This window comes from Actinomadura citrea, from assembly GCF_013409045.1.
GTDB classification, from domain to species: Bacteria; Actinomycetota; Actinomycetes; order Streptosporangiales; family Streptosporangiaceae; genus Spirillospora; species Spirillospora citrea.
Map to the genome: position 1 here is coordinate 7081139 of NZ_JACCBT010000001.1, position 21595 is coordinate 7102733.

A 21595-nucleotide genomic window follows, 5' to 3' on the forward strand; every position below is an offset into this window, starting at 1 on the left:
TTATCGTTTCCGGCACCTGCGCACTCGCCATGAGGACCTCCCCAGGGGCGAACCGACCAGAATCAGTGTGGCGTCTGAGGGAGGTCGTCCGCTACCCCAATAATCCCCAGCCGCACACTGCTCGAACACGGAACCCGCGGGGAGTACTGGGACGGGCAGCGCTTAACGGCCAATAAAGTGCATCCTTGGCTTCCTTCTCCCACCTACAGGCGGGAGATTCCAGTGGTCGCCCGCTGGGTTTCCTGCTTCGCCGACGAGTGCCCCGTCCGGGAGGTGTCCCGTTGAGGTCTTACACCGTCTCCACAGGCGGTCACCGCCAGCCCGGCGGCCAGAATGTTGCGCGCCGCGTTCACGTCGCGGTCATGCACCGCGCCGCACCCGCACGTCCACTCGCGGACGTCCAGCGGCAGCCTGGCGCGGACGGTTCCGCAGGTCCCGCACAGCTTGGAGGAGGGGAACCAGCGGTCGACCACGACGAGGTCGCGCCCGTACCAGGCGCACTTGTACTCCAGCATGCGGCGCAGCTCCCTCCACGCCACATCGGAGATGGCGCGGGCGAGCCGGTGGTTCTTGAGCAGGTTGGCGACAGCGAGGTCCTCGATCACGACCGTTTGGTTCTCACGGACGAGACGGGTCGACAGCTTGTGCAGGAAGTCGCGGCGCCGGTCAGCGATCCGCGCATGCACACGCGCGACCTTCCGCCGGGCCTTCTCCCGGTTCGCCGACCCTGGGGCCTTGCGCGACAGGTCCCGTTGCGCCTTGGCCAAGCGGGCGCAGTCACGTCGCTCGTGCTGGGGGTTGGTGATCTTCTCCCCGGTGGACAGGGTCACCAGGGAGGCGATCCCGGCGTCGATCCCGACCGCCGCGCCCGTGGCAGGGGCCGCGGTGATGGTGTCCTGGCACAGCAGAGAGACGAACCAGCGTCCGGCGCTGTCACGCGACACCGTCACCGTGGTCGGTTCCGCCCCCTGGGGCAGCGGACGCGACCAGCGGATGTCCAGCGGCGCCGTCATCTTCGCCAGCGTCAGACGTCCCTCGCGCCAGGTGAAGGCGCTGCGGGTGTACTCGGCCGACGCACGCGACCGCTTGCGCGACTTGAACCGCGGATATGCGGCCCGCTTGGCGAAGAAGTTGGCGAACGCCGTCTGAAGATGCCGCAGCGCCTGCTGCAACGGGACGCACGGCACCTCGGACAGAAACGCCAACCCTGGGGTCTTCTTCCACTGCGCCAGCGCGGCCGACGACTGCACGTAGGACACACGGCGCCGCTCGCCGTACCAGGCCAGCGTGCGCTCCTCCAAAGCCTTGTTGTACACCAGCCGCACACACCCGAACGTCCGCGACAACTCGGCTGCCTGCTCTTCGGTGGGGTAGAAGCGGTACTTGAACGCCCGCCTGACCTGCCGCGCCATGCCTCACGTTCTAGCAGCCTCGGTGCCGGCCAACCTGGCGAACGCCGAAACGCCCCGGCTTCCCCGACCTGCTGCACAAAAGCCCGTTTCCACCCAGCCCTGAAGGCCGGGGGCTCTCAGGAGGAGAACCGATGACGCCGTATCCGTCCGCGCAGCGCGAGGACATCGTCGAGGACATCCACGGCCACCGGGTCGCCGACCCCTACCGCTGGCTGGAGGATCCCGACAGCGCCGAGACCGGCGAGTGGCGCTCCGCGCAGGACCGGCTCTTCCACAAGGTCATGGAAACCCTTCCCGGCCGGGACGCGCTGCGGGCACGCCTGCTCGATCTGCTCGGCGCGGGAAGCGTCGGGGCCCCGGTGTGGCGGGGCGAGCGGCGCTTCTTCACTCGCCGCTCCGCCGACCAGGAGCACCCGGTGCTCTACACCGCGGACCCGGACGGGTCCGAACGCGTCCTCGTCGACCCGACGGCCCTCGACCCCGCCGGGACGACGACGCTGGACGGCTGGCAGCCCGACAAGGAGGGACGCCTCCTGGCGTACAAGGTGTCGACCGGCGGCGACGAGGAGTCGCTGCTGTACGTCATCGACGTCGCGACGGGCGACCGCGTGGAGGGGCCGATCGACCGGGCCCGGTACTCCTCGGTGGCCTGGCTGCCGGGCGGCGAGGCGTACTACTACACGCGCCGGCTCCCCGCGCTGGACGTCCCGGAGGGCGAGGAGCAGTACCACCGGCGCGTCTACCTGCACCGCGTCGGCACCGAACCCGACACCCACGACGTGCTGGTCTTCGGCGCGGGCCGGGACAAGACCAACTACTACGGGGTCGGCGTCAGCCGGGACGGCCGCTGGCTCACGATCTCCGCGTCGCAGGGCACCGCGCCCCGCAACGACCTGTGGATCGCCGACCTGACCGCGTCCGCCCCCGAGGCGCCCGCGCTGCGCGCCGTGCAGGAGGGCGTCGACGCCTCCACCGGCGTCCACGTGGGCCGCGACGGCCGCGCCTACGTCTTCACCGACCGCGACGCGCCCCGGTCCCGCCTTTGCGTCGCCGACCCGTCCGACCTCTCCTACGGGACCTGGCGGGACCTCCTCCCCCAGGACCCCGAGGCCGTGCTCACCGACTTCGCGATTCTGGACGACCTGGAGCGCCCGGTCCTGCTCGCCGGCTGGACGCGCCACGCGATCAGCGAGATCACCGTGCACGACCTGGCGTCCGGGGAGCGGCTCGGCGCCGTCCCGACCCCCGGTCTCGGTTCCATCGGCGGCATCGTCGAGCGGCCCGAGGGCGGGCACGAGGCCTGGTTCGGCTACACCGACAACGTGACCCCCTCGTCGATCCTGCGCTACGACGCGCGCACCGGGGAGACGACGCTGTGGGCGTCCGCGCCGGGGACGGTCGACGTCCCCGAGATCGAGACGCGCCAGGTCGTCTACACCTCCCGGGACGGGACCGAGGTGCGCATGCTCGTCGCGTCCCGTCCGGGCCTGACCGGGCCGCGCCCCGCGATCCTCTACGGGTACGGCGGGTTCACCATCTCCCTCACCCCGTCCTACTCGGCGAGCATCCTCGCGTGGGTCGAAGCGGGCGGCGTCTACGCGGTCGCCAACCTGCGCGGCGGCTCCGAGGAGGGCGAGCAGTGGCACCGCGCCGGCATGCGGGACCGCAAGCAGAACGTCTTCGACGACTTCCACGCCGCCGCCGAGAAGCTGATCGCGGACGGCCTCACCACACCGTCCCAGCTCGCGATCTCCGGCGGCTCCAACGGCGGGCTCCTGGTCGGCGCGGCCCTCACCCAGCGCCCCGACCTGTACCGGGCTGTGGTGTGCTCCGCGCCGCTCCTGGACATGGTCCGCTACGAGCGGTTCGGCCTCGGCCAGACGTGGAACGACGAGTACGGGACGGCCGACGACCCCGAGGAGTTCGGCTGGCTCATCGGCTACTCGCCGTACCACCACGTCCACCCCGGCACCGCCTATCCGGCCGTCCTGTTCACGACGTTCGGCAGCGACACCCGCGTGGATCCGCTGCACGCCCGCAAGATGTGCGCCGCCCTCCAGCACGCGACCGCCTCCGAAGCCCCGGTCCTCCTCCGCGACGAGCCCGAGGTAGGCCACGCCGCCCGCTCGGTCACGCGCTCCGCCGACCTCACGGCGGACACCCTCACGTTCCTGGCGGCACAGACCGGGCTCGCCCTGAGCGACGAATTGACGCATGGTCTAATAGTTGGATGAGCAAGACGCTGCGCGATCCGGCTGAACGGGCGCTGGAGCTGCTTCGCGAGCCGCCGGGCGAGCCCGACGTGTCCGCCGGGTACCTCGACCTGCTCGGGGCGGCCGAGAAGAAGTCGCCCTCCCTCGCCCAGTCGGTGATGGAGTCGACGTTCCTCCCGCGGATCTACGAGAAGGTGTGGCGGCCCGTCGGCTTCAACCTGGCGAAGGGCTGGCCACTCGGTCCGGACACCGCCGAAGAGCACGCCATGGCGCGCGACTGGCTCGGCCTGTCACAACCCGGCTACGCCGCCCGGCCCCCCGCGACCGTCCTGGACGTGGCGTGCGGCCCCGGCAACGTCACCCGCGCCCTCGCCGCCGGCGTCGGCCCGGCGGGCCTGGTCGTCGGCCTCGACGCGTCCGAGACCATGCTGACCCGCGCCGTCGCCGACACCGCCCCCGGCGACCCCGTGGCCTACGTCCGCGGCGACGCCGTCGACCTGCCGTTCCGCGACGGCGCGTTCGACGCCGTCAGCTGCTTCGGCGCCCTCTACCTCTTCGACGACCCCTGGACGGCCCTGGACGGCATGACCCGCGTCCTCAGACCCGGCGGGCACCTGATCATCCTCACGTCCCGGCGCCCGCTCCCCACCCCGCGCCTCGGCGCCGAACTCCTCCGCCGCGCCACCGGCTTCACCGCCTTCGGCGACCGCGAGGTCACCCGCGCCCTCACCGACCGCGGCTACACCGCCGTCCGCCAACGCCGCTACCCCCTCATGCAGGTCATCGCCGGTAGCGTCTGATTTGTTCTTCTCCTCCTTCGGGCCTGGCGGCCCTCCATCGTCGAAAAACGCGGGCGATCGCTGGCATCGCTCCGGCTCGCCTTGCGGCTCGCTTCGCGATCAGGTTCTCGCAAGCTCGAACCTGCCTTCGGACGCGATCGCGACCCTTGTGGTTGTTGCGGGGTGCGGTGATGGCTGAGGTCCCTGACCCGGGCCGCTCCGCTAGGACTCACTCGAAGATCGCGCTACGCTTCCAAAGGAACACGCACGGCCAACCGTGCCCATGAGCGACCCCCTCCTGGGGTTGGGAAGCCTCCAGGAGGGGGTTGGGGCGTGCGGTGTTTGTTTGCAGTGCCCTCCTCCTTCGGGCCTGGCGGCCCTCCATCGTCGGGAACTGCGGCGATCGCTGGCATCGCTCCGACTCGCCTTGCGGCTCGGAGGAGGGCACTGCGGCGGCGCGGTTCAGCGCAGCGGTTTTTCGATGTAGATGTTGACTATGCCGCCGATGGACTCGCGGCGGGTCTCCGTCCAGCCGAAGTTGCGGTAGAGGGCCAGGGCGGGGGTCTGGCGTTCGGTGGTGTCGGCGCGCAGTATGCGGTAGCCGTACTCTGCCGCGCGTTCCTCCAGGGCCTGGACCAGCGCTGTGCCGTAGCCGCGGCGCTGGACCGCCGGAAGGACGCGCAGGCGCACCATCTCGGCGGTGTCGAGGGTCGGGTTGCCGGGGGCGTAGCCGCCGAAGGCGCGGGCGTGGCCGCCGGGGATGAGGTCGGCTCGGCGCAGGCCGCCCATCGCGACTATCCGGCGGTCGAGTTCGCCGACGAGGAACTCACCGTTGTTGCGGAGATAGATGTCCTCCATACGGAAGAAGTCGTGGTCGTAGTAGACGCCGTCGCCGGGGCGCAGGCCGACCTGGGCCAGGCCCTCCTGGTGCAGGGCCAGGACGACGCCGTGGTCGGCCGCGTGGTACCGGCGGATCCGCAGGTCGCCGTAGCGCCATTCGGGGGGATCGTCCTTGAGCCGGACGAGCGTGGGGTGGCCTTGCCAGGAGGCGTTGTCGGTGCTCATCCCGGTCAGACCTGTTCCCCCGGGCGTACGGCGGCGGGCGGATCTTGCGTGGGGCTCTTCACCGAGGGGCCGGAGAGGGCCTCGTAGAAGTCCTTCAGCTCCGGGATCTGGCCGTGCTTGGTCGCGACCGCCGCGCCGATCTGCCGGGCGCGGTGCACGAGGATGTCGGAACGGTGGTCGGCGGGCAGGTCGTAGATGGCCTCCCGGCCGGCCGTCAGCGCGGCCTCGGGGTGGCCGGCGTGCAGCTTGCACATCGCCCGGTCGAGCCGCACCAGGGTCAGGTCGACGCGGTCGGTGGGCGAGTACAGGGTGAGGGCGTGGCTGAGCACCTCGTCGCCCTGCCTGTGGTCGCCGAGGTTGGTGAACGTGTCGCCCTCGTAGAAGGCCATCTGCCGGTCGGTGAACCCGAACACCAGGTCGGAGGTGTCGGTCTTGGAGAGCTGGTCGAAGACGGAGCGGCCGCGCACGAGCGCGCGACGGGCGCTCGGGGCGGCGTCCCCGCGGCCGCGCATCGCCAGCATGCCGAGCGCGCGCGCCTCCACGGCGGGGGCCATGGCGGCGGCGACGCCGGGGGTCCGGCCGGCGAGGTCCTGCGCCTTGCGCGCCAGGTGCAGCGCCTCGCGCGGGTCGCCGTAGTACATCGGAACGAGGGACTCGCGGACGGTCACCCAGGCGCGTAACTGCCGGTCGCCGGTCTCGTCGGCGGCGGTCCGCGCGGTCCGGAAGAACGAGCGGGCCAGCCGGTGGTCCCCCAGGTTGATCATGATGAGCCCGGACAGCCCGGACAGCTGCGCGGCGATCCGGCACAGGCGTTCCTGCAGCTCGACCGGCTGGCGCTTGTCGCACATGCGCCGCACCTCGCTGAAGTCGAGCAGCACGTCGCAGAGCATCCGGAGCGACGGGGTCGCCTGGTACTGCCGGCCGTAGCCGTAGGTCGTCTCCTCCCACTGGTCGAGCATGGTCGGCGAGACGGTCGCGCCGACGAGTGTGTCGTCCATCTTGCGGCGCAGGTTGTCGACGGCCCCAAGGAACTGACCGTCGAGCGCCACGCCCGCTCCGGCCAGCAACTGCAGAAGGGTCCTACGAAGCACGATGTCCTCCTCTCCCACATCAATGGTCAGGGGGCCGTCGGCGCGGTCATGGCCCCGCAGGTCGTTGACGGTCGCCCAGGGGCGCTCTTCGCTCCTGGGCACGATCGCCCCGACGATCGCGTCGGGGTCGGGTACCGGACGCTGGTCCGGCACGCGCGGCTGCGGAACGCTCCCGGCGCCCGCACGGGTCGCGTGGCCGCGGCCGCAGATACAGGGACTCTGGTAGTCGAGGGCGTCGGGCTCCACCCGGTAGACGGCGCACAGGTAGTGCAGGTACTCCGGGCCGGGACGCTTGTACCCGCTCTCGTAGGCGGACAGCAGCGTCTCCCCGAGCCGCGGCAGCGGTTTGCCGTCGACCTCGTAGAGCGCCTTGACCTGCGCCACGATGTCGGACAGCGCGACGCCGTGGGCCAGCCGGTGCGCCTTGATCCGGCTGGTCCCGAACAGCGGCCCGCACTGCTCGTGGATCTCCTGCGCGATCGCCACCGGACCCCGTCCTCGCGCCAGGGCGTGCGCACGGATCCGGCGAGCCACCTCCGTCTCTCTCCGAGGGGGGTCCGACACCCGGCCTCCTCCCGTCGGGCCGGAACGCCGTCCCCCAGGGGGTTGGCGGTCGTCCCCGCCACGGCGACCGGTCGTTTTGGCCACGACAGATGATTGCTTGCGCACGCAGCGTAATCCTCGCCACAGCCCCCGCCAAGCGATTCCGGCGAAGTGATGGCGGCCGGGAGGCACCCCGCACCCCGTGGGTAGAGATTCTTCCTCCGGGGGGAGGAGGACTTCTCCTGAGGTGGGGGAATCCGGTTCTTCGGCCCCTGGCCGCCCCCTTGACCGGTCAGTGTGAGAGTTGGAAATCTCTCGTGTCGTGATCGAGCGAATCCGGAGAGTCGATCATCTGGTCGACCGGGCACTGGGCCCGCGGGCGTTCCGCCCGCCTAGGGAGGGGGGTGCGAAGGTGGTCAGCGACAGACGCGTCGGCTACCTCGAAGAGCTGGAGCATGAACTGGACACGCGGGGCCTCGTCGCGCGGGTCGTCAGGACCCGCTCGGGGCCGGCCTTCCTGAGGGTGGTGAACCCCGAGGCCGCGAGCCTCGCGGAGGACGTCACCTGCGCGCCGGCCCCCGAGACCAAGGACCACTACTTCTGGTGGTCGTGGGGCGAGCGCATGCACCGCGTCGACGACGTCGGCGGCGCGGCCCTCAAGCTGGCGCACGTCCTCCAACCGCTCGCCGCGAGGTGAACGGCTCCACGGGCCCCTGAGCCCTGATCCGAGCTCCATCACAGACTCGGGCGCCCGCCGAACGGGCGCCCGGCGAGACCGGGCGTGTCCCGCGTGGCCGCGGCGAAGGGCGCGGCAGCCGCGGACCACGCGGGGCACGTTCGCCCGGCAGACCCCCTCCCCGGCCAGTCCCGCCACCCGCCCCGGCGGTCGTATGAACCGGTCGGAACCGTCCCCTACGATCGGGCTCGTACCGCCGCCGGTCCACGGTGAGGTGGCGAGGAACCGCAATGGCCGGGGAGGGTCTGCAACACCATGTCTCTGTTCGCGTCGATCAGCGTGCCGCTCGCCGTCTCGCCGGTCGCCAAGCCGTTCCTGCCCTGGGCCGAGAACGGCACCCCGGAGGCGGCCTGCAGGAACACGGACCCCAGCGTCTCGTGCCGGCTGGTCTGGAACATCTCGAAGAACACCGGCTTCACCGAGTTCTGGGCCACCTGGCTGGACAAGCCGCTCAGCACGCTGCTGTGGATCACCCTGACCTTCGTGGTCGCGCTGATCGTGAAGAACATCGCGCACCGCATGATCACCAAGGTCACGCTGGGAATGGCCGAGGGCACGATGTCGGAGAGGGTCCGGGACCGGTCCCGGACGGTCTTCGAGGGCAGCCCCGCCCTCCTCAACAGGCGGCGCGCCCAGCGGGCCCAGACGCTCGGCTCGGTGCTGCGCTCCATCGCGTCCATCATCATCATGGGGACGGCCGCGTTCAGCATCCTCGGCTCTCTCGGCCTCAACCTCGCGCCCATCCTGGCCAGCGCCAGCGTCATCGGCGTCGCGGTCGGCTTCGGCGCGCAGAACATCGTCAAGGACTTCCTCGCCGGGCTGTTCATGCTCCTGGAGGACCAGTACGGCGTCGGGGACGTCATCGACGTGGGCAGCGCCAAGGGGACGGTCGAGGCCGTCACCCTGCGGGTCACCCGCATGCGGGACGTCGACGGCGTCGTCTGGTACGTCCCGAACGGCGAGATCAAGAAGGTCGGGAACGAGTCGCAGAACTGGGGTCGCGCCGTCCTGGACATCCCGGTCGACATCAACGAGGACACCGAGAAGGTCAAGGAGATCCTGCAGGCCACCGCCGACCAACTGGTCGCGGACGCGCCCTGGAGCGACATCGTCCTGGAGCAGCCCTCGGTGTGGGGCGTGCAGGCCCTCGCGGGCGACGCCATCGTGATCCGCGTCGTGCTGAAGACGGTGCCGGGCAGGCAGGGCGACATCGCCCGCGAGCTGCGCGAACGCGTCAAGCGGGCGTTCGACGAGGCGGGCGTCACCGTCGCCACCCCCGCGCCCTGACCCGCCTCCCGAGTGGATCAAGGTGAGGAAGAGGACGTGTCTCACATAGGGTGGGGGCGCTATGGCTGAACAGGTGACCTTCTACGAAGCGGTCGGCGGCGAGGAGACCTTCCACCGGCTGGTCCACCGCTTCTACCAGGGGGTCGCGGACGACCCCGACCTCCGCGCCCTCTACCCCGAGGAGGACCTCGGTCCGGCCGAGGAGAGGCTGCGTCTCTTCCTGATCCAGTACTGGGGCGGCCCCAACACCTACAGCATGCAGCGCGGGCACCCGAGGCTGCGGATGCGTCACGTGCCCTTCGTCATCGGCGCGGCCGAGCGGGACGCGTGGCTGCGGCACATGCGCGTCGCGGTGGACGAGCTCGGCCTTCCCGAGGATCTGGAGAGGCAGCTCTGGGCCTACTTCACGATGGCGGCGCAGAGCATGGTGAACGCCCCTACGTGAGCGGGTAGAGGGCCCCGTATGACACGAACCCCTTGGTGGCGCAACGCCGTCGTGTACGAGGTCTACGTCCGCAGCTTCGCCGATGCCGACGGGAACGGCGAAGGCGACCTCCAGGGGATCCGGTCCCGGCTCGGTCACCTGCGCGATCTCGGTGTGGACGCGCTGTGGCTCACCCCCTTCTACACCTCCCCGCTCGCGGACGGCGGCTACGACGTGGCCGACTACCGCGACGTCGACCCCCGGTTCGGCACGCTGGACGACTTCGACGCCCTCGTCGCGGACGTGCACGCCCACGGGATGCGACTGATCGTCGACATCGTCCCGAACCACTCCTCCGACCGGCATCGCTGGTTCCGGGAGGCGCTCGCGGCGCCTCCCGGGTCACCCGCGCGCTCCCGCTACATCTTCCGGTCCGGCAAGCCAGGGGAGCGTCCCGGCGAGGACGGCCCGCCGAACGACTGGCCGTCGGCGTTCGGCGGTCCCGCCTGGACGCGGCTGGACGACGGCGAGTGGTACCTGCACCTGTACGCGCCCGAGCAGCCCGACCTCAACTGGCGCAACCCCGACGTGCGGCACGAGTTCGAGGACATCCTGCGGTTCTGGCTCGACCGCGGCGTGGACGGCTTCCGCATCGACGTCGCCGCCGGCCTGTTCAAGGACGAGTCGTTCCGCGACCTCCACGGCCAGGACCGGCGCATGCCGAACGGCCCCGTGTACAGCCGGCCCGAAGTCCACGACGTCTACCGGAGGTGGCGCCAGATCCTCGACGAGTACGACGGCGACCGCATGGCCATAGGCGAGGTGTGGACGGACGGCCCGGAAGACCTCGCGCTGTACCTGCGTCCAGACGAGCTGCACCAGGTCTTCCAGTTCGACCTGCAAACGGCCCCGTGGTCGGCCATGGCGTTCCGCGAAGTGATCGACGGCGCGCTGAAGGCCGTCGCTCCCATGGGCGCCGCTCCGACGTGGGTGCTGTCGAGCCATGACTCCGTCCGCCACGTCACCCGTTATGAGCAGCAGGGGGTCTTCCAGGGCATCGGGCACGCCCGGGCCAAGGCCGCGTTACTGCTGCTCTTGGCACTTCCTGGGTCGGCCTACCTTTACCAGGGCGAGGAACTGGGGCTGCCCGAGGTGACCGATCTGCCGGACGACGCCCGGCAGGACCCCATCTTCAAGCGCACGAACGGGCAGAGCGCGGGACGCGACGGCTGCCGGGTACCGCTGCCTTGGTCGGGCCGCGCCGAGCCCTACGGCTTCTCCCCCGACGGCGTCCGGCCGTGGCTGCCGATGCCGGAGCGGTGGGCGTCCTTGGCCGCTGAGGCGCAGGCGTCCGACCCCTCCTCCATGCTGAGCTGGTACCGCGAGGCGCTCGCGCTGCGCCGCCGCCTGCACGGCGACCTCCCGGAAGACCTGGAGTGGATCGACTCCCCCGAGACCGCCCTCTTCTTCCGGCGCGGTTCCCTGGTCCTCGCCCTCAACTGCGGCGAGAACCCTGTGCGCCTCCCTGCGGGCACCCCGCTCCTGACCAGCACGCCCCTCTACGGCGAGTTGCTTCCCGGCAACACCGCCGCCTGGCTGAGCGCCCCCTGAACGCGCGACGCGGTGTGCCGGTCCGTGCGAGGGGGCAACGCACGGACCGGCACACCGCGGTACTTCGCGGGAAGGGTGCCTCCGGCTACAGCGGCGGACGCTGGAGCTGGAGCGGGTCGTCGGCCATGGGGGCCGACTTGAGGGTCTGCATGCCGGTCCCGACGCCCGCCCAGCGCTTGACGTCGGCGGTCGCCTTGGTCTGCTCGTCACCGGGCAGCTTGGCGATGAGCCGGCCGCTGTGGTTCATCCCCGGGGCGACGTAGACGGCCGAGTCGCGGCTGCCGTGCCCGAGGCGGAACGGCTCGGAGCCCCACGGGTCGTTGGCGCCGTACAGGAACAGCATGTGCTCGGCGTTCCCGCGCACCCAGCGATCGATGTCGCGCATGGCGCGGCCGTTGTCGAACCGCATGGGGATGTCACGCGGAACGTAGGTGCGCGGCTGGTAGCTGTCCTCGTACCGCAGCAGCGGCCGCAGGTGCTTGAACTTCGGCGTCGGCCAGCCCAGCTGCGTCCCCGCCTGGTAGTAGTACGGGATGTACGGGGCGAGGCCCTGGTCGCTGTAGAACGACAGGCCCGAGATGTTGTCGAGCGTCTGGTAGATCTCGTCGTCCGAGGCGTCCACCGCGGGCAGCGACGCGCAGTCGGACTGCAGGCTGTACTGCCAGAAGCCCCACTCGTAGTCCATCACCGAGTTCTCGAACGCGCGGTCCTGGCTGCGCAGGATGCTGAACGTCCAGCCGTTCTCGTCGGCGGCGGCCTTGAAGCGCTTGAGCATCGCGGGGCGGCGCTTGAGGAACTCGCGCGCCAGCGCCTTGACGTGGGTGCGGCACCCGGGGTCGGAGCCGACCGTCTGGAAGAACTTGTCGTAGGCGCGGTCGTCGTTGTTGTTGACGTCGTTCGGCGCCACGTACACGACGCTGCCGTCGACGTCACGCGGGTAGAACCGCTTGTGGTAGACGGCCGTCATGCCGCCCTTGCTGGCCCCCGTCGAGATCCACTTGCCCTGGTAGATCGTCTTCAGGGCGCCGATCAGCCGGTGCTCGTCGGTGGCCGCCTGCCAGATCGTGTCCTTCTTCCAGTCCGTCGGCTCCGGACGGGACGGGGTGAAGTACCGGTATTCGACCGAGATCTGGTTGCCGTCGACCAGTGCCGTCGGCTCGGAGGTGAACATCGTCTCCGGCGTGTTGTACCCGCTGGTGTAGAGCACCATGGGACGGTCCGCCGACTTGTGCTGCAACATGATGCGCTGCTCGAACCACTGCCCCCGCGGGTTGCGGTGGTCGACAGGCTGCCTGTACTCCAACCAGAACCAGCGGTAGCCGGGCAAGGTGGACTGTTTCTCCGTCACCTGCATGCCGGGGATCGCCTTCAGCTGGGCGAGGATGTCGCCCGCCTGGGCGGCGCCGGCCTTCACCGTGCCCGCCTGGGCCGGGCCCGCGGCCTGCGCCGCGGTGGCCCCCGCCCCGGTGATGCCCGCGGCGAGCAGCAGTGCCATGGCTCCTCGTGAGACGCGCCGCATTGTGCCCCTTTCACGTGGGTTCTCCACATTCGCGTCGCGACCCTAGAGGGAGAAGCCCGGCCAAAACGGATTGCTGTTGGGCTTGTTACCTATCCGTGACGGGTCGGTTGTCACCCGATCAGACCGGAAATCAAGCCCAGGAGGGGCGGAACCGTGATCAGGCAGGCAATGGCGCTCACGCTGGAGGAACGCGAACCCACCGGGTGAACCTCGATCACGTCCGGAACGGCGCACAGCCGCGCCAGAGATCAGACCCGGGAAAAGTCGGCCGGTCCGGGAGCGGCGATCGGGTCAGGAGGGGTGAGACGGGGGTCAGGCGGGAGGGGCAAGGGTGAAGCCGTCGTCCCAGGGGGCCAGGCGTTCGAAGAACCGCTCGTCGTGCCAGCGTCCGTCCAGGTGGATGTGGCGGCGGGCCGTCCCCACAAGCGTGAAGCCGTTGCGTTCGAGCACGCGCTGGGACGCGAGGTTGTCGACTCTCGTGAACGCTTCGACGCGGTGCAGGCGGAGCGCACCGAACGCAACGTCCATGGCCTGCCTGACGGCCTCGGTGGCGACGCCCCTGCCCGCGTGCGCGCGCGCCACCCAGTAGCCGACGAAGCAGCTCTGGAGGGGCCCGCGCAGGATGTTGTTGAGCGTGATGCGCCCGGCGACCTCGCCGTCGACGAGGATGACGCCCGGCCACATCTCCTGCGCCGCGTACGCCTCGACCAGCTCGCGCAGGTTGTCGCGCTGGCCGTCGACGGTGAAGTACGCCTCGCCCCGTTCCGGTTCCCAGGGACGCAGGTAGGCGCGGTTCTCCCGGTACAGCGCCGCGAGCGCCACCGCGTCCGCCATCTGGACGGCGCGCAGGCGCACCCCTGCTCGACGGCCGTCGAGCGCGGGCGGAGGGCCGGCGAGCGCCGTCATGCGCGGGGCACCACGTACCGCCCGATGAACTCCCGTTCCTCCGGGGTGAAGCGGCGCAGGCGGTTCGCCTCCACGTCGAACGCGACGAGGGTCGAGGTCGCCGCGGCGTACACGTGGTCGTCGTCCCGCACCTCGTAGGCCAGCTTGAACGACGCGGCGCGGGCCTCGGTCACCCACGTCTCCACCCGGATCGGGTAGACGGTCGGCAGCAGCGGGTGCCGGTAGTCGATCTCGTGCCGGGAGATCACCATGCCGCGAACGGGCTGCTCCCCCTTGCGCACCGGGTCGCCGTGGAACATCTCCAGCCGCGCGTCCTCCAGGTAACCGAGGAACTTGACGTTGTTCACGTGTCCCTGGGAGTCGATGTCGCCGAATCGGATCTTGAACTCGTAGACGTGGCGGTACTCGGCCGCGGGCAACTGCTGCATGTCCTCGCCTGGGTGCGGGGGAACCTGGGTGGTCGGCCCGATGCTACCCGGAGCGGGCCGAGTCCCTGACCAGGCAGGGGCGCTTCGGGTCGAACCGCCAGTCCGGGATCAGGTACCTCATCGCGGCGGCGTCGTCGCGGTCGCCCAGCCCGTACCGGACGTAGAGGTCGTGCGCCTCCTCGACGCGCTGGTCGTCGAGGTCGACGCCGAGCCCCGGGCCCTCGGGCAGCGCGATCGCGCCGTCCGCGATCCGCGGCGGGTCGGTCGTGAGGCGCTGGCCGTCCTGCCAGATCCAGTGCGTGTCGATCGCGGTGATCTCGCCGGGCGCGGCCGCGGCGACGTGGGTGAACATCGCCAGGGACACGTCGAAGTGGTTGTTGGAGTGCGAGCCCCAGGTCAGCCCCCACGCCTCGCAGAGCTGCGCGACCCGCACCGAGCCGCGCATCGTCCAGAAGTGCGGGTCGGCGAGGGGGATGTCCACCGCGTCCAGCCGGATCGCGTGGCCGAGCTGCCGCCAGTCGACCGCGATCATGTTCGTGGCGGTGCGCAGGCCGGTGGCGCGGCGGAACTCGGCCATCGTCTCCCGGCCCGAGTAGCCGTGCTCGGCGCCGCACGGGTCCTCGGCGTAGGCGAGGACGTCCCGCAGCCCGGTGCCGATCCGGACGGCCTCCTCCAGCGACCAGGCGCCGTTCGGGTCCAGGTTGACGCGGGCGCCGGGGAACCGCTCGGCGAGCGCCCGCACGGCCCGCGCCTCCTCCTCGCCGCGCAGGACGCCGCCCTTGAGCTTGAAGTCGGCGAACCCGTAGTGCTCGCGCGCGGCCTCCGCCTGCCGGACGATCGCCTCGGGCGTCAGCGCCTCCTCGCGCCGCACCCGCAGCCAGCCGTCCGCTCCGTGCGGTGGTGCTTCGTACGGAAGGTCCGTTCTGTTGCGGTCACCGACGTAGAAGAGGTAGCCGAGCACCGGGACCGTGCGGCGCTGGACGCCGTCGCCGAGCAGCGCCGCCACCGGCACGCCGAGGAACCGCCCCATCAGGTCGAGCAGCGCCGCCTCGATCGCGCTCAGCGCGTGCACGGTGATCCTGGTGTCGTGCGTGAGCGGGCCGCGTCCGCCCGCGTCCAGGTGGCCGAACGTCGCGCGGACGGTGTTGAGGATCTCGTCCGAGCGCCCGATGGGCTTGCCGACGACCAGCGCGCGGGCGTCCTCCAGCATCCGCCGGATGCCCTCGCCGCCCGGTACCTCCCCGACGCCCGTACTGCCGGACGAGTCGGTCAGCAGCACCAGGTTCCGCGTGAAGAACGGCCCGTGGGCGCCGCCCAGGTTGAGCAGCATGCTGTCGCGTCCGGCGACCGGCACGACCCGCATCCCGGTGACGACCGGCGTGCTCACCGCGGTGCCCCCTGGTAGGCGATCGGCCGCTGGAACCGCTCGACGGCGAGGCTCCCGACGGACGTCGCCCGCGCGTCGGACGTCGCCGGATACGGTCCGCCGTGCACCATGGCGTGCCCGACCCGGACGCCGGTGGGCCACCCGCCCCACAGGATCCGTCCGGCGAGCCGCTCCAGGACGGGCAGCAGCCGCGCCGCCGCCTCACCCCGTCCGTGGATCGTCGCGGTCAGCTGGCCCTCCAGGCCGCGGGCCAGCCCGATGACCTCGTCGAGGTCGGCGCAGCGGACGACGAGCGAGCAGGCGCCGAAGATCTCGTCCTGGAGGTCGGGCCCGAAGTCCCCGGCGTCCACGGCCGCGAGGGCGGCCCGGCATCCGGCGACCGCGTCCGGCTCCCGGCCGCGCGCGAGGATCTCCACGCCGGGACGCCTTCCGAGCTTGTCGACCCCTTCGGCGTAGGCGCGGGCCAGGCTTCGGGTGAGCATGGGGGCCCCGGGGTCGGCCCCGATCGCCGTCGCCGCCGCGTCCAGGAAGGCGTCGAGACCGGGTCCCCTGATCGCGAAGACGAGGCCCGGGTTCGTGCAGAACTGCCCGGCCCCAAGGGTCACCGACCCGGCGTATTCCTCCGCCAGCCCGGCGGCGCGCTCCGCCAGCGCGTCGGGCAGCAGGAAGACCGGGTTGACGCTGCTCATCTCCGCGTAGACGGGGATCGGCCGCGGCCGGGCCGCCGCCGCGCCCGCGATCGCCAGGCCCGCCTTCCGCGATCCGGTGAACCCGACCGCCTGGACCCGCGCGTCGGTGACGAGCGCGGTGCCGAGCGTCGGCCCGTCGCCGTACAGCATCGAGAAGACGCCCTCGGGCAGCTCCGCCTCCCGGACGGCCTCCACGACGGCCCGTCCGGCCAGCTCGCACGTGCCGGGGTGGGCGTCGTGCGCCTTGGCGATCACCGGGCAGCCCGCCGCGAGCGCGGCGGCGGTGTCGCCGCCCGCCACCGAGAACGCCAGCGGGAAGTTGCTCGCACCGAAGACCGCGACGGGCCCGAGCGGCACCCGGCCCTGCCGGATCTCGGGCGCACCCTCGCCCGCCGGGTCGACGCTCGTCGCCGTCCCGCCCGCGAGATCGGCGCCCTCCGGCGGGTTCGAGCCGTGGCGCGCGGTGACGCCGGGTGTCGCCGCCGCGCGCAGGTCGGATGCGAACAGGCGCAGCTGCCCCGACGTCCGCGCGACCTCGCCGGTCAGCCGGGCGGTGGGGAGGCCGGTCTCGGACGCGGCGCGCCGGACGAGATCGGCGGCCTGCGCGTCGAGCCTCCCGGCGATCCCGTCGAGCAACGCGGCGCGTTCCTCGGGGCTCGTCGCGCGGTAGGCGTCGAACGCCTCCTCCGCGAGACCGCAGGCCCGGTCCACCTCGGCGTCGCCGCCGTAGCGGTATTCCGGTTCGAGACGTTCCCCGGTACGGGGATCGACGGCGGTGATCGCCCTCCCCGTCCCGGTGACGCGCTCGAACCCGATCAGCATCTGCCCGGTGAGCTGCGCCAACGTCCCCGTCCTCCTCGGTTGGGCGGAATGCCTGAACCGGACGATAGGAGACGCGATCGATACCTGTCCAACACGAAGAACGCATCGTTCGATGCTCCGCGCGTATCACCGGCCGCGCCGGGAACGCGAACGGCCGCGCGATCGGGATCGCGCGTCCGTTCGGGGGCGACCGGAGTCAGTCGCGCTTCAGCCTGCGGTGGGTGACCCGGTGCGGGCGGGCCGCGTCGGCGCCCAGCCGCTCGATCTTGTTCTTCTCGTAGTCGGCGAAGTTGCCCTCGAACCAGAACCAGTTCGAGCCCTCCTCCCACGCGAGGATGTGCGTGGCGATGCGGTCCAGGAACCACCGGTCGTGCGAGGTGATCACGGCGCACCCGGGGAACTCCAGGAGGGCGTTCTCCAGGCTGGACAGGGTCTCGGTGTCCAGGTCGTTGGTGGGCTCGTCCAGCAGCAGGACGTTGCCGCCCTGCTTGAGCGTCAGCGCCAGGTTGAGCCGGTTGCGCTCGCCGCCGGACAGGACGCCGGCCGGCTTCTGCTGGTCGGGGCCCTTGAACCCGAACGCCGCGACGTACGCGCGGGACGGCATCTCGACCTGGCCGACGTTGATGTGGTCCAGGCCGTCGGAGACGACCTCCCACACCGTCTTCTTCGGGTCGATGCCGCCGCGGCCCTGGTCGACGTAGGAGACCTTGACGGTCTCGCCGACACGCAGGTCTCCCGCGTCCGGCTGCTCCTCCCCGACGACCATGCGGAAGAGCGTGGTCTTGCCGACGCCGTTCGGGCCGATGACGCCGACGATCCCGTTCGGGGGCAGGTTGAACGACAGGTCGTCCATCAGGAGCCGGTCGCCGAAGCCCTTGGTCAGCTTGTCGGAGATGATCACCGTCTGGCCGAGGCGCGGGCCCGGCGGGATCTGGATCTCCTCGAAGTCCAGCTTGCGGTGCTTGGCGGCCTCGGCCGCCATCTCCTCGTACCGCTCAAGGCGGGCCTTGCTCTTGGTCTGGCGCGCCTTCGGGTTCGACCGCACCCACTCCAGCTCGTCCTCGAGGCGCTTCTTGCGCTTGGCGTCCTTGTTGCCCTCGACCTTGAGCCGGTCGGCCTTCTTCTCCAGGTAGACGGAGTAGTTGCCCTCGTAGGGGTAGCAGCGGCCCCGGTCCAGCTCCAGGATCCAGGTGGCCACGTTGTCGAGGAAGTACCGGTCGTGCGTGACGGCCAGGACGGTGCCCTCGTACTTGGCGAGGAACTGCTCCAGCCACTGGACGCTCTCGGCGTCGAGGTGGTTGGTGGGCTCGTCCAGGAGCAGCAGGTCGGGCGCCTCCAGCAGCAGCTTGCACAGCGCGACGCGCCGGCGCTCGCCACCCGACAGCTTCGACACCTCGGCGTCGCCGGGCGGGCAGCGCAGCGCGTCCATCGCCTGGTCGAGCTGGCTGTCGAGGTCCCACGCGTTGCGATGGTCGAGCTGCTCCTGCAGCTTGCCCATCTCCTCCATCAGCGCTTCGGAGTAGTCCGTCGCCATCTGCTCGGCGATCTCGTTGAACCGGTCGAGCATCGCCTTGGTCTCGGCGACGCCCTCCTGGACGTTCCCGAGGACGTCCTTCTCCTCGTTCAGCGGCGGCTCCTGCTGCAGCATGCCCACGGTGAACCCGGGCATGAGGCGCGCGTCGCCGTTCGAAGGCTGTTCCAGACCGGCCATCATGCGCAGCAGCGTCGACTTACCGGTGCCGTTGGGCCCCAGGACGCCGATCTTCGCGCCCGGAAGGAAATGCAGGGTGACGTCGTCAAGGACGACCTTGTCGCCATGTGCCTTGCGCACACGCTGCATCGTGTAGATGTACTCGGCCATATCCTCAAGACTAGGGGGTCCTGGAACCTGTTTATCGCGTTGCCGCCTCAGTTGCCGGACGGCTTGGGGCCCTCCAGAGCGGGAAGGCACACCCGGTCGCGTCCCGAGGACTTGGCCCGGTAGAGCGCCAGGTCGGCCGCCGTCATGAGTTCCAGGAGGTCCTGGCCGTGCGTGCGGAACAGCGACACCCCCACGGAGACCGTGACCGTGACGGTTCCCTCCTCGGCGGGGACGGCGAGACGGCGCACCCGGCCGCGAAGGCGCTCGGCGACACGGCAGGCCTCCACGGTGTCGGCGCCCGGCAGCAGGACGACGAACTCCTCACCCCCGAAACGGCCCACCACGTCGTAGTCGCGCAGCTGGTGGCACAGGGTGCTGGCCACCCCCACCAGCACCTGGTCGCCGACCAGGTGGCCGTGCGTGTCGTTGACGCGCTTGAAATGGTCGATGTCGATCAGGAGGAGTGCGACGGCGTCGTGGGTGCGCTGGGCCCGGGAGAGTTCGGTGTCGGCCTCGCGCTGCCACGCGGCGGCGTTCAGCAGGCCCGTCTTGGCGTCGGTGCGCGCGGCGGCCTGGAGCTGCTGGTGCATCAGGCTGCGCTGCAGGAGCATCACCGGCGGAAGGGCCAGCAGGAGCAGCCCCAGCGACAGGGCGCTCGTGATCGCCACCAGGATGCCGACGCAGAGCTCCACCGTGTCGAGCAGGAGGCTCTCGCGCGTCCACAGGACGTCCCGCCACCGGCTCTCGGGATCGGCGGCGTGCGCGGCAACCGCGACGATCGCCGCGTTCACCACCGTGAACAGCGCCGCGCAGCCGACGGCCGCCGGGATGCCCGGATAGCTCTCGACGACCCACCGCGGAGCCCCCTGCAGCGGATCGGCCACCACCCGGTGGAACACCACCGACGCGCACGCCCCGGCGATCCCTAGCGCGGCGGCGACGACCGCCCGCCTGTAGACCAGCGTCCGCCGGACGCGGAACTGCATCAGCGCCTGCATCGGCACGGGGATCAGCAGCGCGTACACCGGCGGCAGCAGCAGCGCGACCGGCAGCCACCAGGCCGACAGCAGGTCGCGCGCGACCCCCGCCGGCATCCCCAGCCTCCGCGTCGCCTCGACGCACACGGCGCCGCACGCCAGCAGGGCCGCGAAGGTCGTCAGGTCGTCGCCCCGGAACGGGGTCTCCACCAGCCCCGCGACGATGAGCCCCAGATGGACGGCGACGACCACCGGCACGTAGACCAGGAGCAGGGACGGACGCCCAAGTCGCGCCCTGCGCTGTGGCCTGCGGACCAGCTCCCCACCACGGTCCTCGGCGGACGACTGCACTGCCGTCATCCTTCCCCCTTACGCACATCACGTTGTGTAACACGATAGTTGCAACGTGTGCGGAACGGGCGTGAAACAGGTACGTTCGGGAACGCACAAGCGGGTGACCGTTCTGATCACCGGTATCCGGGCCCGCTGACAGGCGAAGCCCGACCATCCTGAGGGGGACCACCATGCGCGGCGTTTCCTGGATCTGACCAGCCAACAGCCACCGACACCGCGGGGGCACGTTCACCGCTCCCACGGACCACCTCCCCCCACTAAAACTCTTTGCGCACCACCCTCCAACCCGGCAATCCCCGGTCGCGCCCTGCCCGCTCTCCGGCCCGCGGACGCGCAATGGCCGCACCTGGCCGACAGCCGCAAGCTGGAGGCGGGCTGCTTCTGGGCGTCGTCCGGAGCGTGCGGAGCCTGCGCCCGATGACGCCCTGCCTCGTACAGACACGGGTAGAGGGTGGCCGGACGGATGCCCGCCCGACGGACGCCGCCCCACGGATGCCCGCCGGACGGATGCCGCCCCACGGGTGCCGCCCCACGGGTGCCGCCCCACGGGTGCCGCCCCACGGACGCCGCCCCACGGACGCCGCCCCACGGATGCCGCCCCACGGGCGCCGCGCAACGGGCGCCGCCCCACGGACGCCGCCCCACGGACGCCGCCCCACGGACGCCGACCCACGGACGCCGACCCACGGACGCCGCCCCACGGACGCCGCCCCACGGACGCCGACCCACGGACGCCGACCCACGGGCGCCGACCGACAGGTGCTCGCCGGCCTCCCGACCCACGGGCACACCGCGACCAGCGGGCACACCACCAGCAGGCCGGCGGTGCGGGTCCCGGCCAGGCTGGGCCCGCACTCCATGGCACGGTCGGCCACGCGCGGCCGCGCCCTGCCGCTGCCCAGCCCGGCCAGACGGTCGAGCAGCTTCGTGACCAGGCCGATCTCTCGGCCATGGCCTGGACGGGTGAGGCGGGGACGGGGTTCGGCTAAGCGGCTTTGGGTTCCGCTTCTTCCGCTTCTTCCGTGGGGGTGGTCAGTGCCCATTGGTCGGCGGCGTCGCGGGCGAGTTGGCGGTCTTCGTCGGTCAGGGGGCCGCTGCGTTGGGCGGGGCGGTAGTCGACGGTGCCGCGGGTCAGGTCGGGGCCCAGGGTGGTGGCCTCGACCTCGGCGGAGAAGCGCCACTGGTCGTCGCGTTCGTACTGGCGGATGCGCAGGCGGCCGGTGACCAGGATCGGCGTGCCGCGCTGGAGGTCGGACGCGTTGACGTTGTCGGCCAGGCCGCGCCAGCAGTTCACCGTGACGTACAGGGACTCGTCGTCCTGCCATTGGCCGGTCTGCCGGTCGAAGCGGCGGGGCGTGCAGCCCACCCGCAGCGACAGGAAGGGGTGGCCGTTGGTCGTCACGGCATAGCGGGGCTCGGCCGCGACCCAGCCGGTGATGGTGACGTGCGCCTCGTTCATCGCGTCCTCCGTTGTCTCGCGTACGAGGACAA

At 71.3% G+C, this 21595-nt stretch carries 16 protein-coding genes and 1 pseudogene; 6 read left to right on the forward strand and 11 right to left on the reverse strand.

The window, feature by feature from the left end; all coding sequences use genetic code 11:
- Positions 1-203: 203 nt before the first annotated feature.
- Positions 204-1412 carry an RNA-guided endonuclease InsQ/TnpB family protein gene (locus tag BJ999_RS32390; RefSeq protein ID WP_179836781.1) on the reverse strand — a complete coding sequence of 403 codons (1209 nt, stop codon included), beginning with the start codon at positions 1410-1412 and terminating at the stop codon, positions 204-206.
- Positions 1413-1543: 131 nt separating this feature from the next.
- On the opposite strand from BJ999_RS32390, the gene BJ999_RS32395 reads away from it, so the two are divergent.
- Both BJ999_RS32395 and BJ999_RS32400 read left to right on the forward strand, forming a co-directional pair.
- Positions 1544-3646 carry a prolyl oligopeptidase family serine peptidase gene (locus tag BJ999_RS32395; RefSeq protein WP_179836782.1) on the forward strand — a complete coding sequence of 701 codons (2103 nt, stop codon included), beginning with the start codon at positions 1544-1546 and terminating at the stop codon, positions 3644-3646.
- The gene (locus BJ999_RS32400) at positions 3643-4425 is read left to right on the forward strand and encodes a class I SAM-dependent methyltransferase (RefSeq protein WP_179836783.1); all 783 of its coding nucleotides are present in this window, start codon (positions 3643-3645) and stop codon (positions 4423-4425) included. The genes BJ999_RS32395 and BJ999_RS32400 overlap by 4 nt, the downstream gene beginning before the upstream one ends.
- Positions 4426-4866: 441 nt before the next feature.
- On the opposite strand, the gene BJ999_RS32405 is transcribed toward BJ999_RS32400, so the two are convergent.
- Complete coding sequence (locus tag BJ999_RS32405) at positions 4867-5469, reverse strand: GNAT family N-acetyltransferase (RefSeq protein WP_179836784.1); 603 nt, start codon at positions 5467-5469, stop codon at positions 4867-4869.
- A gap of 5 nt (positions 5470-5474) precedes the next feature.
- Entirely contained in the window at positions 5475-7046 is a 1572-nt protein-coding gene (locus BJ999_RS32410; protein WP_179836785.1) for an NsdA family TPR-like regulatory protein, read from the reverse strand.
- 469 nt (positions 7047-7515) lie between these two features.
- On the opposite strand from BJ999_RS32410, the gene BJ999_RS32415 reads away from it, so the two are divergent.
- The 4 genes and pseudogenes from BJ999_RS32415 to BJ999_RS32430 all read left to right on the forward strand — a co-directional run bounded on the left by BJ999_RS32415 (position 7516) and on the right by BJ999_RS32430 (position 11161).
- Complete coding sequence (locus tag BJ999_RS32415; protein WP_179836786.1) at positions 7516-7800, forward strand: hypothetical protein; 285 nt, start codon at positions 7516-7518, stop codon at positions 7798-7800.
- A gap of 294 nt (positions 7801-8094) precedes the next feature.
- On the forward strand, positions 8095-9126 hold the full coding sequence (locus tag BJ999_RS32420) for a mechanosensitive ion channel family protein (protein WP_179836787.1): 1032 nt from the start codon (positions 8095-8097) through the stop codon (positions 9124-9126).
- 73 nt (positions 9127-9199) lie between these two features.
- Positions 9200-9565: pseudogene (locus BJ999_RS32425) on the forward strand (globin); the annotation flags it as partial.
- Positions 9566-9589: 24 nt separating this feature from the next.
- Positions 9590-11161, forward strand: coding sequence for a glycoside hydrolase family 13 protein (locus tag BJ999_RS32430; protein ID WP_179836789.1), 1572 nt, complete (start codon positions 9590-9592; stop codon positions 11159-11161).
- Positions 11162-11246: 85 nt separating this feature from the next.
- Here the strand turns inward: BJ999_RS32430 and BJ999_RS32435 are convergent, their stop codons facing one another.
- From BJ999_RS32435 to BJ999_RS32470, 8 genes are all read right to left on the reverse strand, one after another.
- The gene (locus BJ999_RS32435) at positions 11247-12656 is read right to left on the reverse strand and encodes a S28 family serine protease (RefSeq protein WP_179836790.1); all 1410 of its coding nucleotides are present in this window, start codon (positions 12654-12656) and stop codon (positions 11247-11249) included.
- Positions 12657-12992: 336 nt separating this feature from the next.
- A complete protein-coding gene (locus tag BJ999_RS32440; protein WP_179836791.1) occupies positions 12993-13586 on the reverse strand; it encodes a GNAT family N-acetyltransferase in 594 nt (197 codons plus the stop codon).
- Positions 13583-14014 carry an acyl-CoA thioesterase gene (locus BJ999_RS32445; protein WP_179836792.1) on the reverse strand — a complete coding sequence of 144 codons (432 nt, stop codon included), beginning with the start codon at positions 14012-14014 and terminating at the stop codon, positions 13583-13585. Before BJ999_RS32445 ends, BJ999_RS32440 begins: the two co-directional genes overlap by 4 nt.
- A gap of 43 nt (positions 14015-14057) precedes the next feature.
- Positions 14058-15401 carry an enolase C-terminal domain-like protein gene (locus tag BJ999_RS32450; RefSeq protein ID WP_268247820.1) on the reverse strand — a complete coding sequence of 448 codons (1344 nt, stop codon included), beginning with the start codon at positions 15399-15401 and terminating at the stop codon, positions 14058-14060.
- The gene (locus tag BJ999_RS32455; RefSeq protein ID WP_218935329.1) at positions 15398-16933 is read right to left on the reverse strand and encodes an aldehyde dehydrogenase (NADP(+)); all 1536 of its coding nucleotides are present in this window, start codon (positions 16931-16933) and stop codon (positions 15398-15400) included. Before BJ999_RS32455 ends, BJ999_RS32450 begins: the two co-directional genes overlap by 4 nt.
- 175 nt (positions 16934-17108) lie before the next feature.
- Positions 17109-18773, reverse strand: coding sequence for an energy-dependent translational throttle protein EttA (gene ettA / locus BJ999_RS32460; RefSeq protein ID WP_179836793.1), 1665 nt, complete (start codon positions 18771-18773; stop codon positions 17109-17111).
- A gap of 47 nt (positions 18774-18820) precedes the next feature.
- A complete protein-coding gene (locus BJ999_RS32465; RefSeq protein ID WP_179836794.1) occupies positions 18821-20110 on the reverse strand; it encodes a sensor domain-containing diguanylate cyclase in 1290 nt (429 codons plus the stop codon).
- Between the two features lie 979 nt (positions 20111-21089).
- Entirely contained in the window at positions 21090-21563 is a 474-nt protein-coding gene (locus tag BJ999_RS32470) for a single-stranded DNA-binding protein (RefSeq protein ID WP_179836795.1), read from the reverse strand.
- Positions 21564-21595 lie beyond the last annotated feature (32 nt).

What these genes read in the sequence shown, in the direction of transcription:
- BJ999_RS32390 (WP_179836781.1), bottom strand. Translation starts at nt 1,412, where the DNA reads ATGGCGCGGCAGGTCAGGCGGGCGTTCAAGTACCGCTTCTACCCCACC.
- BJ999_RS32395 (WP_179836782.1), top strand. Translation starts at nt 1,544, where the DNA reads ATGACGCCGTATCCGTCCGCGCAGCGCGAGGACATCGTCGAGGACATC.
- BJ999_RS32400 (WP_179836783.1), top strand. Translation starts at nt 3,643, where the DNA reads ATGAGCAAGACGCTGCGCGATCCGGCTGAACGGGCGCTGGAGCTGCTT.
- BJ999_RS32405 (WP_179836784.1), bottom strand. Translation starts at nt 5,469, where the DNA reads ATGAGCACCGACAACGCCTCCTGGCAAGGCCACCCCACGCTCGTCCGG.
- BJ999_RS32420 (WP_179836787.1), top strand. Translation starts at nt 8,095, where the DNA reads ATGTCTCTGTTCGCGTCGATCAGCGTGCCGCTCGCCGTCTCGCCGGTC.
- BJ999_RS32430 (WP_179836789.1), top strand. Translation starts at nt 9,590, where the DNA reads ATGACACGAACCCCTTGGTGGCGCAACGCCGTCGTGTACGAGGTCTAC.
- BJ999_RS32435 (WP_179836790.1), bottom strand. Translation starts at nt 12,656, where the DNA reads ATGGCACTGCTGCTCGCCGCGGGCATCACCGGGGCGGGGGCCACCGCG.
- BJ999_RS32440 (WP_179836791.1), bottom strand. Translation starts at nt 13,586, where the DNA reads ATGACGGCGCTCGCCGGCCCTCCGCCCGCGCTCGACGGCCGTCGAGCA.
- BJ999_RS32445 (WP_179836792.1), bottom strand. Translation starts at nt 14,014, where the DNA reads ATGCAGCAGTTGCCCGCGGCCGAGTACCGCCACGTCTACGAGTTCAAG.
- ettA (WP_179836793.1), bottom strand. Translation starts at nt 18,773, where the DNA reads ATGGCCGAGTACATCTACACGATGCAGCGTGTGCGCAAGGCACATGGC.
- BJ999_RS32465 (WP_179836794.1), bottom strand. Translation starts at nt 20,110, where the DNA reads ATGACGGCAGTGCAGTCGTCCGCCGAGGACCGTGGTGGGGAGCTGGTC.
- BJ999_RS32470 (WP_179836795.1), bottom strand. Translation starts at nt 21,563, where the DNA reads ATGAACGAGGCGCACGTCACCATCACCGGCTGGGTCGCGGCCGAGCCC.